Below are 15,502 nucleotides of genomic sequence, written 5' to 3'. Positions count from 1 at the left end.
AATACGTGACCAGCGGCGTCGTGATCGAGGGAGCAGCCATGAAGACTGCGTGAGCGCCAGACCAGATTGAAGACGAACGACTTCCAGCGTTCCATCGGGGCCTGATCAGCCTCGGCGGATCCGGGCAGACGGACCGGCGAAGGGTATGGCCCCAAAAGCCGTAGTTAAGAATGGTCCCGTCTTCCCGAGCCCCAACCGCAGGATGCGGGATGATGGTGCAGCCGCAATCAACGGCGACCGTATGTGAGCTTGAGCGCGTTGGTCTTCGACACGCGTTCCATCAGTGGGCCGGACCCGGGATCCGAAACGTCAGAGGAAAGGACAGCCGATGAGTTGATTAAACCTGCTTGATCCGACCCTCCTCATGTGAGCCCTTCGTCAAGCGGCCAGGCGGGGCGGGATCCGGAACAGTCCGGGGGACTGTTCCGCCGCCGAACGGATGCGGCCGCCGCGGAAGCGACCTGCGGGGGGGGGGGGTGAAGCCACCCGCGCAGCGATCCGCCGGATCGATGCAAGGCGCAAGACGCAGCGGCCGAACATGCGCTTCGTGCCCCTGAAATGCATGGAAACGCAGGGGGCGGCCAGCGTCTTCCGCATACGGGAGCTGCCGATCCGGCAGCGCACCCAGATGATCAGCGCGCTGCGCGGTCACCTGGGCGAATGCGGCTGGGCCGTGCCGCAGGGCGCGGCGAATGTCCGCCGCCTGGTTGCGATGCTGGAGGACAAGGAGCCGGACCTGCCGGCAACGGCGCGGGCCTCCCTGACGGTCCCGGCCGCAACGCTCGCCCGGCTCGGCGGGCAGATCGGGACCCCGGATGCCGAGGTCGGCCGGCCCGCCGGGAAAGGCGCGGTGGCCCGCCGCCTGATGGGCTCCGCCCGTCCGGGCTCCAGGGGCTCCGCCCGTTCCCTCCTCAAACTGTCCTCCGGACAGTTTGCCTCCTGCGGAGGACCGGAGCGAACCCCACCGGAGGATTTGCCGCCGGCGCGGAGCGGCCCGGACTCCCCGGCATCGGCCCGCCGACCGCCACGGCTTTGGCCGCTCTGGAGCCGCCTCCCGAAATGTTCCGCAGGGCCGGGACTTCGCGGCAGGTCAGCGGGGCGGAGCATGCCGCTGCCGCCTCGTCCCCGCCATCCTCGCTGCGGGCCGGCATGGCCCAGATTTGCCGCGCCGACTGGTCGGCCGACACGATCCCGGCCAGGTGCATCAGCTTGCGCGCGGACATTCAGCCCGTCCGGTTCCTCGGCACGATCTCTGGGCCGCGCCTGCCGGCAGGCCCCGCCATCGCAAGGATGTCCAAGCGACGCCCACATCCTTCCGGGGCCGTCCTCCCCGCCGGAGCCATGCTGCCTGGGCGCCAGCCCGAGCCCGGAGCGAGAGCCAGGATGGCAGGCGGCGGCAGCGTCCCGGCGCCAGGCATGGCCTGCAGGCGCCGCGAGGGGCGACCTTCGGCGGCGCGGCGCTCCGTTTCCGGCAATTAGCGCGGGAAGGTCCCGGCTTTCCCGGATAGCAGGCGGCGGCTGGTCGCAGGACGGCGACCCGATCAGGCCCTCGATCCGGCGCAGCTGGGCAATGTCCGCCGGACGCAGATTGCCCTGCCCGCGGAGGAGGAGCCGCAGCGCTGTGGCCAGCTTGGCCGCGTGGCAAGGCGTGCTCCTGCCGGGGCTAAAGGCCGCTGGCATCTTCCGGCAGAACGGCGCGGATTGACGCCTGGCCAATGCCGGGCATGGAGGCCTACCGGAAGTCGAGCGTGAAGCGACCGACCCAGCGGATCGGCCGTCGAGCGGACGCGCTCGCCGGGCATGTGGCGGCCTGCGATGGCTGCGGCATGCCTGGCGCAATTCCTGCAAGTACCAACTTTCGGCAGGCAATTTGGCAAAGTCCAGCCTGCCGAGGGGGAGGCATGCCCAGAAGCCAGGGGACGGCTAGGCGGGACCGGATCGCGGCCCGGGCGGAGGGCCTGCTGCCGGTGGAATGCTTCCGCCTAGTTCTCCTAGTTTTCCTAGGTGTTTGATCCCACGGTTTGATGGTGCGGCGGGCATGACCGCGGTGCTGCACGCCCGGGGATTGGCGCAGGCCCGTCACCCCATACACATGGCGGTTCCCCTCCCAGGCAGCAGGCGGCGGCCTGTCGCCAGACGGGGCGTGGCGCATCCAGTTCCGTCCCGGATTCCTTCTTCCGATGAAGGCCTGCCACGGAATCATCGCCGCGGACGGTCCCCCGCTCCATCCGCCCTGCGCTCGGTCGACAGCGATTGTCCATCGAGGGGTTGGCCGCCCTCCACGGTGCCAGGCACCTGCCGTTCCCCGGATGCCGCTCCGGTCTGGAACTTGCCGGGACCTTCGCTGCCTGGCCGGCGCGGCTGTGGAAGGCGGACCGGCCGGTCCATGCATGGCCGCCTCCGGCAATCGGGAGGCGATGCCCGCCCGTCCCGGCCGCCCCACCCATCGCGTCGCCATCCCGAACAGCCGCATGGCCAGCGCAGACAGCACCACCGTTGCGGTCCGCTGGAAGGACTGCCGGATCAAGTCCGGCGACAGGATGACAGCGATGCGGTCCGCGGCCAGCGCGGTCATCCGCCACTTCCTGATTCGTGTCTTGCCGGACGGGTTCCACCGCATCCGCCAGGACAGCTTCCTCGCGAGCAGCGCCCGCAGGGGCCTGCTTCGCCAGGAGCGGGGCAGCGACAGGCATGAGCGCATGATGAAGCGCCCGTCCTCCGGGTACTCCAGACACCGGCTGCCCGACTGCACCGGCACAGGTTGCCGAGCCCCTTCACGCTCCGCGAGCCGTGGCCCTGCTGCGGCGGCGATCGGCGCGTCCGGCTGGGGTCGGGGACAGGTCCCGCGCCCGCGCGCCGCCACCGGAGCAGGCCGCATGACGAGATGCCCGTACCTTGCCACTTCCGTCCGCCGGTCCTGTCCCGGGCATCAGGAGATCGGCGTGCCGTCTTCATGCGCGGGCAAGCCATGCCGCGAGGCGGAACCGCCCCCGACCCCAGCCGGACGCGCCGATCGCCGCCGCAGCGGCCAGGGCGCGCCCACTTTCCCCATCGACAGCGCCCAGTCGAACGGAGCTTCCTCCATGCGCGGCTCGCCGAAGCGAATCAACCCGCCACCCGCCCTCCCCAGCGCTCCGGAATGCCCCAAAGAAGCGGACTCCCGGATGGAACAAAAGGGGAATATACTGGCGGCCATGGCGGTCGAACTCTGCATCACCTCGAATTTCAGCTTCCTCCGCGGGGCGAGCCATCCGGAGGAATACATGGAGCAGGCCGCCGAGGCCGGGCTGCAGGCGATCGCCATCGCCGACCGGAACTCGGTGGCGGGCATCGTCCGCGCCCATCAGCGGGCCCGCGAGATCGCCCGCGAGCTGCGCGCCCGCGCAGCGGCCATCGCCCGCGACGGCGCGATCGGGCCGCCCTGCCCTGCACATCTGCCCCACCGTCCCGCGCCGGTCCTGGAGACGGCGCCCCGGCTGCTCCCGGCCGCGCAGCTGGTGCTGGAGGACGGCTTCGCCGCCATCGCGCTGCCGCGCGACCGGGCGGCCTGGGGACGGCTCTGCCGGCTGCTGTCGACGGGGCGGCTGCGCGCGGAGAAGGGCGCCTGCCGCTTGGGCTTCGACGATCTTCTCGCGCAGGCGGAGGGGCTTGTGCTCCTGCTGCGCCCGCCACGGGCGCTGCCGCCGGACAGCGGCGCGGGCGGATGGGCGTCACGGGCGGAACAACTGTCGCGCCGCCTCCCCGGCCAGGTCTTCCTGCTGCTGGCCCCCGCCTATGACGGCCAGGACCCGGCCCGCTTCGCCGCGCTCTCCCGCCTCGCCCAGCGGCTCGGCATCGCCACGGCCGCCTCGGCCGCGCCGGTGATGCATGCCGCCCGCCGCCGCCGCCTCGCCGACGTGCTGACCGCCATCCGCGAGGGCTGCCGGGTCGAGGAGATCGGCCGCGCCGCCCAGGCCAATGCCGAGCGCCGCCTGCGCACCCCCGCCGAGCTTGCCCGCATCTTCGCGGGCCACGAAGACGCGCTGGCCCGCGCCGGGGAGATTGCCGACGCCTGCACGTTCTCGCTCGACGAGCTGCGCTACGAATACCCTTCGGAAGCCTCCGGCTGCGAGACTGCCGACCAGCGCCTCGCGCGGCTGGCGGCCGAGGGGCTGCGCCGGCGCTATCCTTCGGGCGCGCCGGAAAAGGTCGGGGCGCTGCTCGCCCACGAACTCGCGCTGATCGCCAAGCTCGGCTACGCGCCCTATTTCCTCACCGTCCATGACATCGTCGATTTCGCCCGCTCCCGCGGCATCCTCTGCCAGGGCCGCGGCTCGGCGGCGAACTCCATCACCTGCTACTGCCTGGGCGTCACCTCGGTCTCGCCCGAGATCGGCACCATGGTCTTCGAGCGCTTCGTCTCCGAGGCCCGCGACGAGCCCCCGGACATCGACGTCGATTTCGAGCACGAGCGCCGCGAGGAGGTGATCCAGCACATCTACGCCCGCTACGGCCGCCACCGCGCCGGGCTCTGCGCCACCGTCATCCATTACCGCGGCAAGCGCGCCATCCGCGAGGTCGGCCGTGCCATGGGACTGACCGAGGACACCATATCCGCGCTCAGCTCGCAGCTCTGGGGCTTCTTCGCCACCTCGGGGCTGGAGGATGCCCGGCTGCGCGAGATCGGGCTCGATCCCGCCGACCGGCGGCTGCGCCAGACCTTGGATCTGGTCCGCGAGATCCAGGGCTTCCCGCGCCACCTGAGCCAGCATGTCGGCGGCTTCGTCATCACCGAGGGCCGCCTCGACGAGCTGGTGCCGGTCGAGAACGCGGCGATGGAGGACCGCACCGTCATCTGCTGGGACAAGGACGACATCGACACGCTGGGCATCCTCAAGGTCGACATCCTCGCGCTCGGCATGCTCAGCTGCATCCGCCGCGCCTTCGGCCTGCTGCGCCAGCACCACCGGCTGGACTACGACCTGGCCACCCTGCCGCCCGAGGATCCGGCAGTCTACGACATGCTGTGCCGCGCCGACAGCCTGGGCGTCTTCCAAGTGGAGAGCCGCGCCCAGATGAACTTCCTGCCGCGGATGCGGCCGCGCAACTTCTACGACCTGGTGATCGAGGTGGCGATCATCCGCCCCGGGCCGATCCAGGGCGACATGGTCCATCCCTACCTGCGGCGCCGCAACGGCGAGGAACCCGTCACGCTCCCCTCCGACGCGCTCGGCGCGGTGCTCGGCAAGACGATGGGCGTGCCGCTCTTCCAGGAACAGGCGATGCAGATCGCCATCACCGGCGCGGGCTTCACCCCGGAAGAGGCCGACCGGCTGCGCCGCAGCCTCGCCACCTTCAAGAAGCACGGCAATGTCAGCGAGTTCCGCCACCGCTTTCTCGCGGGCATGGCGCGCAACGGCTATGACCGGGACTTCGCCGAACGCTGCTTTTCGCAGATCGAGGGCTTCGGCTCCTACGGCTTCCCCGAAAGCCATGCGGCCAGCTTCGCGCTGCTGGTCTATGCCTCGGCCTGGCTGAAATGCCGCCATCCGGCGGTCTTCGCCTGCGCCCTGCTGAATTCGCAGCCGATGGGATTCTACGCCCCCGCCCAGATCGTCCGCGACGCGCGCGAGCACGGGGTGGAGGTGCGCCCCGTTTCCGTCAACCACAGCTTCTGGGACTGCACGCTGGAGCCCGACGGCGAGGGCGGGCTGGCGCTGCGGCTGGGTTTCCGCCAGATCCGCGGACTCCCCGAGGAAGAGGCCGCCTGGATCACCGCCGCGCGCGGCAACGGCTATGTCACGGTGGAGGATGTCTGGCGACGCGCCGGGATCGCGCCCGCCATGGCAGCGCGGCTGGCCGAGGCGGATGCGTTCCACGTGCTGTCCGGCCCTGCCCCCTCTCCCCGGCCCTCTCCCCGCGGGGGAGAGGGAGATCCGCCCCTCGGCAGGCGCGAGGCGCTGTGGCAGGCCCGCGCGCTGGCCGGGCCGGGGCCGCTGCCGCTTTTCGCCCGCGGCCTGGAAGGCGAGGGCATTGCCGAACCAGCCGTCGCGCTGCCGCGGATGAGCCTCGGCGAGGAGGTGGTGGAAGACTACGTGCATCTGCGCCTCAGCCTCCGCGCCCATCCCATGGCGCTGCTCAGGCCGCAGCTGACGCCCGGAGGACTGCCCGGTTTCCGGTAGACCCTACCGCATCCAATTTCGGGCATGCGATGCCCCCACGGAATGTTAACCCATAGTAAACATTGTCGCCGGAGGAGGACTGCCATGAATTTTTCCTGCCCGGACCCGAACAAGGCGATTTCCGAGGAGGCCTACCAGAAGGCCGCCGACGAGCTGGGCTGCGACATCGCTGCGATCAACACCGTGGCCGAGGTCGAATCCAGCCGCGCCCCCTTCGACCAGGAAGGCCGCCCGACCATCCTGTTCGAGCGCCACAAGTTCCGCAAGTTCACCGGCGGCCGATTCAGCCAGAGCCATCCCGAGCTGAGCGGGAAGCCCGGGAATTACGGCACGTTCTCGGAGCAATGGCCGAAGATGGCGGAGGCGCTGAAGCTCGACGGGGAGGCCGCGCTGAAATCCGCCTCCTGGGGACAGTTCCAGATCATGGGGTTCAACCACGAGCTGGCCGGCTATTCCGATGTAGAGGATTTCGTCGAGGCGCTGGCTCCGATGTCGACAACCATCTCGACGCCTTCGTTGATTTCGTCCTGGCCTGCGACCTGGACCCGCATCTGCGCGCGCTCAACTGGCGAAAGTTCGCGCTCGGCTACAACGGCCAGAACTACCGCCAGAACCGCTATGACCGGAAGATGGCCGCCGCCTACGAGAAATACGCGGCCGAGCCCTCCGCCCCGGCCAAGCCCAAGGCAGCGCCGGCCCCGGACACGTTAGAAATCCGCACGGTGCGCGACCTGCAGCGGGCGCTGCAGCATCTCTCGATCGATCCCGGCATCGTCGACAACAAGATGGGGCCGAAGACCGCCGCCGCCATCGCCAAGTTCCAGCGCTTCGCCAAGATGCCGCCGACCGGGCAGTTCACGCTGGAGGTCCGCGCCGCGGTGCAGGCCGCCTATCACATGATGCGCCAGTTCGAAACGGCGCAGGCGGAGGCCTAGACAATGCCCCTTCCCTTCCTTGCCACCGCCCTGATGCCGCTGGTCGCGGACGTGCTGCCGCCGATGGTCCGCTTTCTGGTCGGCGACAAGCAGGCCCATGCCGTCAAGCACACGGCCGAGGCCGCCGAAAGCATCGCCACCGCAGTGTCGAAGGTCGTCGGCATGCCGATCCAGCCCCCCAGGTCCAGGAGGCCCGCGCGGTCCTGGCCGCCGATCCCGAACTGATGGCGCAGCTGCGGACCTCGCTGGCGCAGCTCGACGCGGAGCTTGCCCGGATCGACCTGGAGCACCACCGCGCCTTCCCGCAGGACGTCCAGGATGCCTGCCGCTCGCAGGAGGCGCGCGGCGAGACGCGCGGCAACATCATCCTGATCTCGGCCTTCGTGGCGATCGTGCTGATCGTGGCGCTGGAGATGCTGATGCCCGACCTGAACCAGACGGTGATCGGCATCGGCGGCATGTTCGCGCGCAACATCGGCTCGGCCTTCGATTTCGAGTTCGGCTCGTCGCGCGGCTCGAAGAACAAGGAGCAAGTGCTGGGCACCGAGCTGCGCAAGGCGCAGCAGGCGGTGGCCGAGCAGGCCACGACCGACCGGATCACCGCGACCAAGAACGTGGTCAAGGTCACGGCGACGGCGGTCGACAAGCTGAAGAAGCAGCTCGCCGGCAGCTGATCCCGCCCCCAGCCGCTTCCCCGGACCGGGCCCGCCACGCGGCGGCCCGGTTTTTTCGTGTGTGCCGGGATCGGAAGCGGAAAGCTGTCGCAGGCCTTGCCGGGCAGTTGCCTGCCTCGGGTGCCGCCGTTTACCTTGGAGCAAGTATTTTCAGGAAGGTCCGGGCATTTGGCAGACCCCGCAACGCATTTCGATCTGGGAGATCTGACCAACTTTCTGACAGTGGCGGCAATGCTGCTCGGCTTCGTCTACTGGGTGATCCATGCCGAGATCAGCCGGGAAAGTTCCTTCCTGATCCAGAACACGGTCCGCAAGGACGGGCTGGGCAGCGCCTATTCGGCAATGCTGCGGCGGATGCTGCACCGGCTGGACCTGTGGCTCTGCCCGCCGGAGGCGCTGGAGGGCCGCGGCTGGTCCTGGCGGCGGCGGGCTTGGAACTGGAAAGCCTATGACCGGATGCTGCTTCTGGCGGTGATCTATCCCTTCGCGCTGCCGATGCTGTTCTGGATGCTGTTCAACTGGCCCGGCGACATCGGCGGGCTGCTGCAACTCTCGCCATCCGGCCTGTCGGACCGGCTGCAAGCCGCCGCAATCCTGCTGGCCGCGATGGCGGTCCTGCGATGGAACCGGCCGATTCCGCGCGCGATCCACGCCGTGACGATCGGCGGGCTTGTCAGGCTGTTCAACGCGGTCCAGCCTTGGTGCGCAGCCCCCCCGAACGAGGTCATACCCTAGTTCGGGGGGCTGATCCTCGCAGTCGCAGTCGCAGGCGCAGTCGCAGTCGCAATAGACGAGGCGTATCGCTGGCTGAGCGCGCTCATCGGTGATGAGCCTTCAATTTACCTCACAATTGCGATCTTTTTTGTTGCTTTGCCCGCCATGTCCGGATTTGCCGTCAGCCGCCTCTTCAAACGAGCGGCGAGTGGCGGAAAGCGGATATCCACGCTGTATGCCGGGCTGACATTGGGCGCTTTCCTGCTGCTGGCGCTGAGCGTTTCCACGGATGGCTATGACCCGGACTTTGCCAGCGCGACCCTGTTCTTCGGCCTGCTGCCGCTGGTCAATGCGCTGTTCGATTTCGCCTCGCTCGGCCTGACCCGCTGGCTGCTGCGGCTCGGCCTGTCCCCCGCCATCTGGCCGAGATGGCCGCGCGTGCTGAAACGCGTGGCGCTGGGGAGTGCGGACGTGATCGGCGCCGCGCTGCTGCTCTGGGGGCTGTGCTTTGCGCTGGTGGCCGCCGTCGCCTGGTTCAACCATCTGTCCCAAGGCGGCGACCTGCTGAACCTCGCCGATCTGCGCCGGGACATCGAGACGGGCGATGCATCGCTGCGCTGGCTCTATGCGACGCTGGTCTCGACCTTCGTGCCGAGCCTCGTGCACTTGCTGATTGCCTGGCTCGGGCTGCTGGTCGCGCCCTTCGGGCCACGGCTCCGCAATATGGCGATCCGCGGGTTCGACCCCGCCCGCGGCGCAGGCGAGGTCGCCTGGGCGCGGATCTGGGTCAGCCTCGGCCTGACCGGCTGGGTCGCCATCATCACGGTGCTGGCGTTGGGCACGGGCTATTGGGCCGTATCGGAACTCAGCCTCGGCACGCCATTGATGCAGGTCCATGACGGTGCCCTGGACCTGCTGGTCTCAAGCGTCTTCGACCCAGCCGAAAGGTTCGGCTGGGTCGGCGCGCCGTCAGAGCCGCGCTAGCAGCTCGGATTTCTTCGACTGGAACTCGTCCTCGGTCAGCACGCCCATGTCGCGCAGCTGGCCGAGCTTTTCCAGCGCGCCGAAGACGTCGCCGGACCCCGCCTGCTGCTGCATCGGCTGGGCCGCCTGCACCGGTTCGGGCTGGGGGGCGGGCGCCGGTTCGGGCTGGGGCGCGTTCGTCCAGGACGGCTCCTGCTGCACCGGCTGCTGGCCCTGCCCCTGGCCGGAGACGACGGGAAGCTGGTTGAGGTAGACGGTCCCGTACTGGCTGGTGAAGGTCCAGCTGGCGTCGCCCGACTGCTGCTGGCCGACGCCGCCGATCATGTGGTCGAGCGTGTCGTAGACCGTCACCTGCCCGTTCAGGTTCACCGCGAGACGGCGGCTGTCGGGGAAGATCGCGTAGCTGAGGTTGTTCTGCGAGCCCGAGGAAGACGGAAAGCCCAGTTCCTGCGGCCACCAGTTGCCGCCGCCGCCCGAGAAGCTCATCGATACGCCGTTGCCTTGGCTCTGGTACTGGCCGCCGCCCTGGAATTGCTGCTGGCCGCCCTGCGCCTGCCTCTGAACCGGGCGCGGCGCGTAGAAGCTGCCGTTGAAATAGGCATTCGAGATCTCTCCGCAGAGATTCGACACCAGCGCCTGCAGGTTCGAGTTGAACATGTCGCCGACCATGGTCATCCCTCCGGACGACCACTGGCCCATGCCGCCGAGTTCCGGCACCGAGAATTGGGCCTGGGTGCCGCCGCCGCGGCTGACCGCGTCCATCATGGCGCGCACCGCGTCCTGGCTGATGCCGTAACGCTGGCTGAGATCCGCCGCCACCGCGGATCCATGCTGAGAAAGTTGGTCCATTGGTATGTTCCGCCGCTGCTGCGGCGCCCCTAGTTTGCGGATCAGGCCGTGCGCTAACATATAGGGTCCGATTGCGACACCGGTACCACCGGGACGCCGCCCCCTGTCACAGATAAGCACCAGTCGGCTTGCCCGTGTGAACCTGGGGGCAGGCTGCAGCCCTCCGGGCTGATGCCTTTCGCGCCGAAAGCCGCATTGGCAGGCAGCCGCGCCCGGCAAGGGCGCAGGAGCGCGCTCAGCGCCCGAGCGTGTCCAGCACTTCGCGCGCAGCCGATTCGGCCGTCCGCCGCCCGTCCGCCACCGCATCCGACAGCGCTGCCTGGAGCTGCACCAGCTCGGGATCCGCCGTGAGCCGGGCCAGCAGCCCGTGCTGCAGCTCCTCGCGGAACCAGTGGCGGGCCTGCTCGGCGCGGCGGGCCTCCCAATGTCCCGTCTCCCGCCGCCAGGCATCGAGCGCCTGCATTTCGGCCCAGGCCTCCTCCAGCCCGGTTTCCGCCATCGCCGAGACCATCAGCGCCTTGGGGAAGCCCGGCGGGTCCTGCGGCCGCTTGCGCAACAGGCGCAGCGCCCCGGCATAGTCCGCGCAGGTCCGCGTCGCCACCGGCTTCAGGTCGCCATCGGCCTTGTTGACCAGGATGATGTCGGCGATCTCCATGATGCCGCGCTTCACTCCCTGCAGCTCGTCGCCGCCCGCGGGCGCCATCAGCAGCAGGAACAGGTCGCACATCTCGGCGACCATCGTTTCCGACTGGCCGACGCCCACCGTCTCGATCAGCACCACGTCGAAGCCTGCCGCCTCGCAGAGCGCCACCGCCTCGCGGGTGCGCCGCGCCACGCCGCCCAGCTGGGTCTGCGAGGGCGAGGGCCGGATGAAGGCCATCGGATCGCGGCTGAGCCGCTCCATCCGGGTCTTGTCGCCGAGGATCGAGCCGCCCGAGCGTGCCGAGGACGGATCGACCGCCAGAACGGCGACGCGCAGCCCCTTGGCGGTCAGCATCATGCCGAAGGCCTCGATGAAGGTCGACTTGCCGACGCCCGGCGTGCCCGACAGCCCGATGCGGAGCGCCTTGCGCCCGGATTTGCGCAGCTCCTCGACCAGTGCCACGGCCTCTTCGCGATGATCGGCGCGGCCGCTTTCCACCAGCGTGATGGCACGGGCCAGCGCACGGCGCTCGCCGTCGAGGATGCGGCGGGCGAGGTCGGAACGGTCCATGGCGGGTCTCCGCTTCATCTGGCGCCCGTGGCCGGGCCGGTTGACGATCACCGCGGTTTTCTGCCTTGTGCCGGGGACCGATGGCAAGAGCGGGAGGGCGCGACCAATGTCACATGCGGGATTTGCCGGGCTTCTGGCCGGGCTCGCGCTGGCCGGTGCGGCAGCGGCCGAAACCGGGACGTTCGACCTGCGGCTCGGCCCCGTCCGCGCCGGGACGCTGCAATACTCCGCCGAGGAGCGCGGCGGGCGCTATGCCGCCGCGGGCGCCATGCGCTCGGGCGGGCTGGCAGGGCTGTTCCTCGATTCCTCGGTCGACGCGAAGTCGCGCGGCCGGGTCGACGGCAACCGCTACCGGCCCGAGAGCTTCTCCTCCGCCACCACGGAGGACGGCGAGACCGAGGCGCTCTCCTTCCGCTATTCCGGCGGCACGCCCGCGGTCTCCCGCGATCCGGAGCGCAGGAAGGCGCCGAAGCACGCCGCCCCGGCCGCAGAGCAATCCGGCACCGTCGACCCGATGACCGCCGCCTTCGCCATCCTGCGCGACCGGCCGGCGGATCTGGCCTGCGACCTGAAGATCGACCTCTATGACGGGCGAAGGCGCGCCGATATCCGCCTCGTGGGCGGCAAGGAGACCCCGGGCGGCGGGCTGGAATGCAGCGGCGAATACCGCCGCGTCGCCGGGTTCTCGCCGAAGGAGCTGGCCGAGAAGCCGGTCTGGCCCTTCACGGTCGTCTACGCGGCCGCGGACGGCGCGATGCGCGTGACCGAGCTGCGCATCCCCACGACGTTCGGCAATTTCCGCATGGTGCGGCGCTGACCTTGGCCTTTCCGCTTCCGATCGACGACGCCCTGCCCGCCCTGCGGGAGGCGCTGGCCACGCATCGCCGCGCCGTGCTGCAGGCCCCGCCGGGCGCCGGCAAGACCACCCGCGTGCCGCTGGACCTTCTGGCCTCCGGGCTGGTCGAGGGCCGCATCCTGATGCTGGAACCCCGCCGCCTTGCCGCCCGCGCCGCGGCCGAGCGGATGGCGGCAACGCTGGGCGAAGAGGTCGGCCAGACCGTCGGCTACCGCATCCGCGGCGACAGCAAGACGGGCAAGTCCACCCGGATCGAGGTCGTCACCGAAGGCATCCTGACCCGGCAGCTGCAGGCCGATCCCGACCTGCCCGGCATCGGCCTGGTGATCTTCGACGAATTCCACGAACGTTCGCTGCAGGCCGATCTGGGGCTGGCGCTGGCCTGGGAGGTGCGCGGCGCGCTGCGCGACGACCTGCAGATCGTCGTCATGTCCGCGACGCTCGACGCCGCGCCGGTGGCGGCGCTGCTCGGCGATGCGCCGATGGTCACCTCCGAGGGCCGCGCCTTCCCGGTGGAGACCCGCCATCTCGACCGCCCGAAAGGCCCGCGCGACCGGATCGAGGCGGTCACCGCCGACCTCGTCGCCCGCGCCTATGGCGAGACCGAGGGCGGCGTCCTCGTCTTCCTGCCCGGCGAGGGCGAGATCCGCCGCACCGAAGCGCAGCTGAAGGGCCGCCTGCCCGCAGATGCCGATATCCTGCCGCTTTTCGGCGCGATGGAGCTGAAGGCGCAGCGCGCTGCCATCGCCCCCTCGCCCGCAGGCCGCCGCAAGGTCGTTCTGGCAACGTCGATCGCCGAAACCTCGCTGACCATCGAGGATGTGCGCGTCGTGGTCGATGCCGGGCTGGCGCGGCGGGCGCGCTTCGATCCGAATTCCGGCATGTCGCGGCTGGTGACGGAACGCGTCACCCGCGCCGAGGCCGAACAGCGCCGCGGCCGTGCGGGCCGGGTCGCGCCGGGCACCTGCTACCGCGCCTGGACCAGGGGCGAGGAAGGCGGGCTCGCTGCCTTCCCGCCGCCCGAGATCGCCGCCGCCGATCTGACGGGCCTGGCGCTCGACCTGGCGCAATGGGGCGCGGAACCGGAGGAGCTGGCCTTTCTCACGCCGCCGCCCGAGGGCGCGCTGGCCGAAGCGCGGGCGCTGCTGCGCGACCTGGGCGCGCTCGACGGGGCCGGGCGGATGACGGATCACGGCGCCGCCCTGGCCAGGCTGCCGGTGCATCCGCGGCTGGGCCACATGCTGGCGCTGGCCGGGCCGCAGGCGGCGGAGCTGGCGGCGCTGCTGGCCGACCGCGATCCGCTGCGCGGCGCGGGCAGCGACCTCAGGCTGCGGCTCGAGGCGCTGAAGGATCCGCGCCGCTTCGCCGCCGAACATGGCGACATTGCCAGCCGCGCCGGCCTGGAACGCATCCGCACCGAGGCCAAGCGGCTGCGCCGCGCAGCCCCCGGCAGGGACAGCGGCCTGTCCGCGGCGGAGATGGCAGCGCTGGCCTATCCGGACCGGATCGGGCTTCGCCGCAAGGGCGACGATCCGCGCTGGCTGCTGTCGGGCGGCAAGGGCGCGGCGATGGACCCGGGCGACCCTCTGGCCGGCCAGCGGATGATCGTCGCGCTCGATCTCGACGGCGACGCGCGCGAGGCGAAGGTCCGGCTCGGCGCCGCGCTGTCGGAAAGCGGGCTGCGCGGCCTCTACGGCAGCCGAATCGCCGAGGTCGCGGTCTGCCAGTGGTCGAAGCGGGACCGCCGGGTCGAGGCACGCCAGCAGGACCGCTTCGGCGCGCTGGTCCTGACCGACCGCCACTGGAAGGACGCCCCCGAGGCGGCCGTCGCCGCCGCGGCGCTGGAAGGGCTGCGCGATCTCGGCCTGCAGGCGCTGAAGCCCTCGGCCGCCTTCGACCTTCTGCGCGCGCGGCTGGCGCTGGCGCGGGGCGAGATGCCCGGCCTGCCCGATCCGTCGGAAGAGGCGCTCCTGGCCGAGGCGGAGGACTGGCTTCTGCCCTATCTGGGCAAGGTGCGCTCGGCGGCGGACTTCAAGTCGCTCGACCCAGGCCCGGCACTGGCCGCGCGGCTGGGCTGGGACGAGGCGCAGGCGCTCGACCGCTTCGCGCCGCCGCATTACACGACCCCGCTGGGACGCAGGATCGCCATCGACTACGGTGCCGAAGCGCCGGAAATCTCGCTGCGGCTGCAGGAAATGTTCGGCGAGACCCGCCATCCGATGGTCGGCGGCCGGCCGCTGCGCGTCACGCTGCTGTCCCCCGCCGGGCGGCCGGTGCAGACGACGATGGATCTGCCGGGCTTCTGGGCCTCGTCCTATTCGGATGTGCGCAAGGACATGCGCGGCCGCTATCCGCGCCATCCCTGGCCCGAGGACCCGACCCAAGCCGACCCGACCCTGCGCGCCAAGCCCCGCGGCACCTGACACCGGGCGGCATGCCGCAACCATGGCCGCGCGGGGGCCTCAGGGCCGTGCAACCGGGGGGCGTCAAGAGAAGCCACGTCCGGACCCCATTCGGCCGGACAAGGTTCGGGAGCAGGCCTCCGCTCAACCTCTGCCGCAAGATGTGCCGGCCCGGCCAAGATCGGGCTCCGGGAAATTGCGCGGCAATGCCGACCGGGCCGGACTGGACGAGCCCCCGCATCTGAGGATAGCCGCGCTCCCGTTCTGCCTGGCCCGCCGAAGGGCCGGTCGAGCGCAGCCCGGCCAGACAGCAGGGACAATGGCGAGCCCGCTCCGTCCGGTCGCACCGGATTGGCCGGCTCCGGACAGTCCCGACCTGCGCCACAGGCAGCAGCTTCCGTCGGTCCCGCCCCCCGCATCGCCATGCCGGGCATCCTCGCTTGGGCAGAGCCCAGGCACATGCGAGCGTACGTAGGCATTGTTGCAAAGCTGACCGTCTTGGAGATTCACGATCTGAATCTCGTGGGTTAAGCCCCAACGTGACGAAGCCGGAACCTGCCCGCAACCGCACCACCAACTGGAAATCCTGCAATGCCGCGCCGGTCGAGTCGCGAATGTGGCGGAAATTGCCGAGCGACATGCTCCGGGCACGTGAAATAGGCTCCGTTCAGGCGGCGAGGTCAAGGGACATCGGCTCGAGGGGCTGAGAGAGGG

Annotated in this window: 10 protein-coding genes and 3 pseudogenes; 11 read left to right on the top strand and 2 right to left on the bottom strand. The window is 70.4% G+C overall.

Features of this window, described 5'->3' with window-relative positions:
- Nucleotides 1-526 precede the first annotated feature (526 nt).
- The 9 genes and pseudogenes from HCC78_RS34155 to HCC78_RS29010 all read left to right on the top strand — a co-directional run.
- Nucleotides 527-873: pseudogene (locus HCC78_RS34155) on the top strand (IS110 family transposase); the annotation flags it as partial.
- A gap of 1,307 nt (nucleotides 874-2,180) precedes the next feature.
- Nucleotides 2,181-2,588 (top strand): annotated as a pseudogene (locus tag HCC78_RS35035) (transposase); the annotation flags it as partial.
- Between the two features lie 606 nt (nucleotides 2,589-3,194).
- The gene (locus tag HCC78_RS29035; protein ID WP_253949426.1) at nucleotides 3,195-6,161 is read left to right on the top strand and encodes an error-prone DNA polymerase; all 2,967 of its coding nucleotides are present in this window, start codon (nucleotides 3,195-3,197) and stop codon (nucleotides 6,159-6,161) included.
- A gap of 24 nt (nucleotides 6,162-6,185) precedes the next feature.
- Nucleotides 6,186-6,754, top strand: a pseudogene (locus HCC78_RS34150) (N-acetylmuramidase family protein); the annotation flags it as partial.
- 129 nt (nucleotides 6,755-6,883) lie between these two features.
- Nucleotides 6,884-7,096 (top strand): peptidoglycan-binding protein, encoded by a 213-nt coding sequence (locus HCC78_RS34145; protein WP_371743953.1) that lies wholly within the window; start codon nucleotides 6,884-6,886, stop codon nucleotides 7,094-7,096.
- A 3-nt stretch (nucleotides 7,097-7,099) separates the two neighbouring features.
- Nucleotides 7,100-7,321 carry a hypothetical protein gene (locus tag HCC78_RS29025; RefSeq protein WP_172332241.1) on the top strand — a complete coding sequence of 74 codons (222 nt, stop codon included), beginning with the start codon at nucleotides 7,100-7,102 and terminating at the stop codon, nucleotides 7,319-7,321.
- Nucleotides 7,321-7,770, top strand: coding sequence for a hypothetical protein (locus tag HCC78_RS29020; RefSeq protein WP_172332240.1), 450 nt, complete (start codon nucleotides 7,321-7,323; stop codon nucleotides 7,768-7,770). The genes HCC78_RS29025 and HCC78_RS29020 overlap by 1 nt, the downstream gene beginning before the upstream one ends.
- A 168-nt stretch (nucleotides 7,771-7,938) precedes the next feature.
- A complete protein-coding gene (locus HCC78_RS29015; protein WP_172332239.1) occupies nucleotides 7,939-8,505 on the top strand; it encodes a hypothetical protein in 567 nt (188 codons plus the stop codon).
- Between the two features lie 228 nt (nucleotides 8,506-8,733).
- On the top strand, nucleotides 8,734-9,468 hold the full coding sequence (locus HCC78_RS29010) for a hypothetical protein (RefSeq protein ID WP_172332238.1): 735 nt from the start codon (nucleotides 8,734-8,736) through the stop codon (nucleotides 9,466-9,468).
- Here HCC78_RS29010 and HCC78_RS29005 read toward each other — a convergent pair.
- Nucleotides 9,454-10,317: an SHOCT domain-containing protein gene (locus tag HCC78_RS29005; protein ID WP_172332237.1), complete on the bottom strand. Its 864-nt coding sequence runs from the start codon at nucleotides 10,315-10,317 to the stop codon at nucleotides 9,454-9,456. The two genes, HCC78_RS29010 and HCC78_RS29005, sit on opposite strands and share 15 nt — an antisense overlap.
- A 235-nt stretch (nucleotides 10,318-10,552) precedes the next feature.
- Entirely contained in the window at nucleotides 10,553-11,530 is a 978-nt protein-coding gene (gene meaB / locus HCC78_RS29000) for a methylmalonyl Co-A mutase-associated GTPase MeaB (RefSeq protein ID WP_172332236.1), read from the bottom strand.
- Between the two features lie 106 nt (nucleotides 11,531-11,636).
- On the opposite strand from meaB, the gene HCC78_RS34140 reads away from it, so the two are divergent.
- Nucleotides 11,637-12,347, top strand: a complete 711-nt coding sequence (locus HCC78_RS34140; RefSeq protein WP_253949423.1) for a DUF3108 domain-containing protein — start codon at nucleotides 11,637-11,639, stop codon at nucleotides 12,345-12,347.
- A 2-nt stretch (nucleotides 12,348-12,349) separates the two neighbouring features.
- Nucleotides 12,350-14,809, top strand: coding sequence for an ATP-dependent helicase HrpB (gene hrpB, locus HCC78_RS28995; protein ID WP_253949422.1), 2,460 nt, complete (start codon nucleotides 12,350-12,352; stop codon nucleotides 14,807-14,809).
- Nucleotides 14,810-15,502 lie beyond the last annotated feature (693 nt).

The organism is Mangrovicoccus sp. HB161399 (assembly GCF_013184745.1).
Lineage (GTDB): Bacteria > Pseudomonadota > Alphaproteobacteria > Rhodobacterales > Rhodobacteraceae > Mangrovicoccus.
Note: the sequence above shows the minus strand (reverse complement) of the source record. Positions and strands in the feature narration are given on the sequence as shown.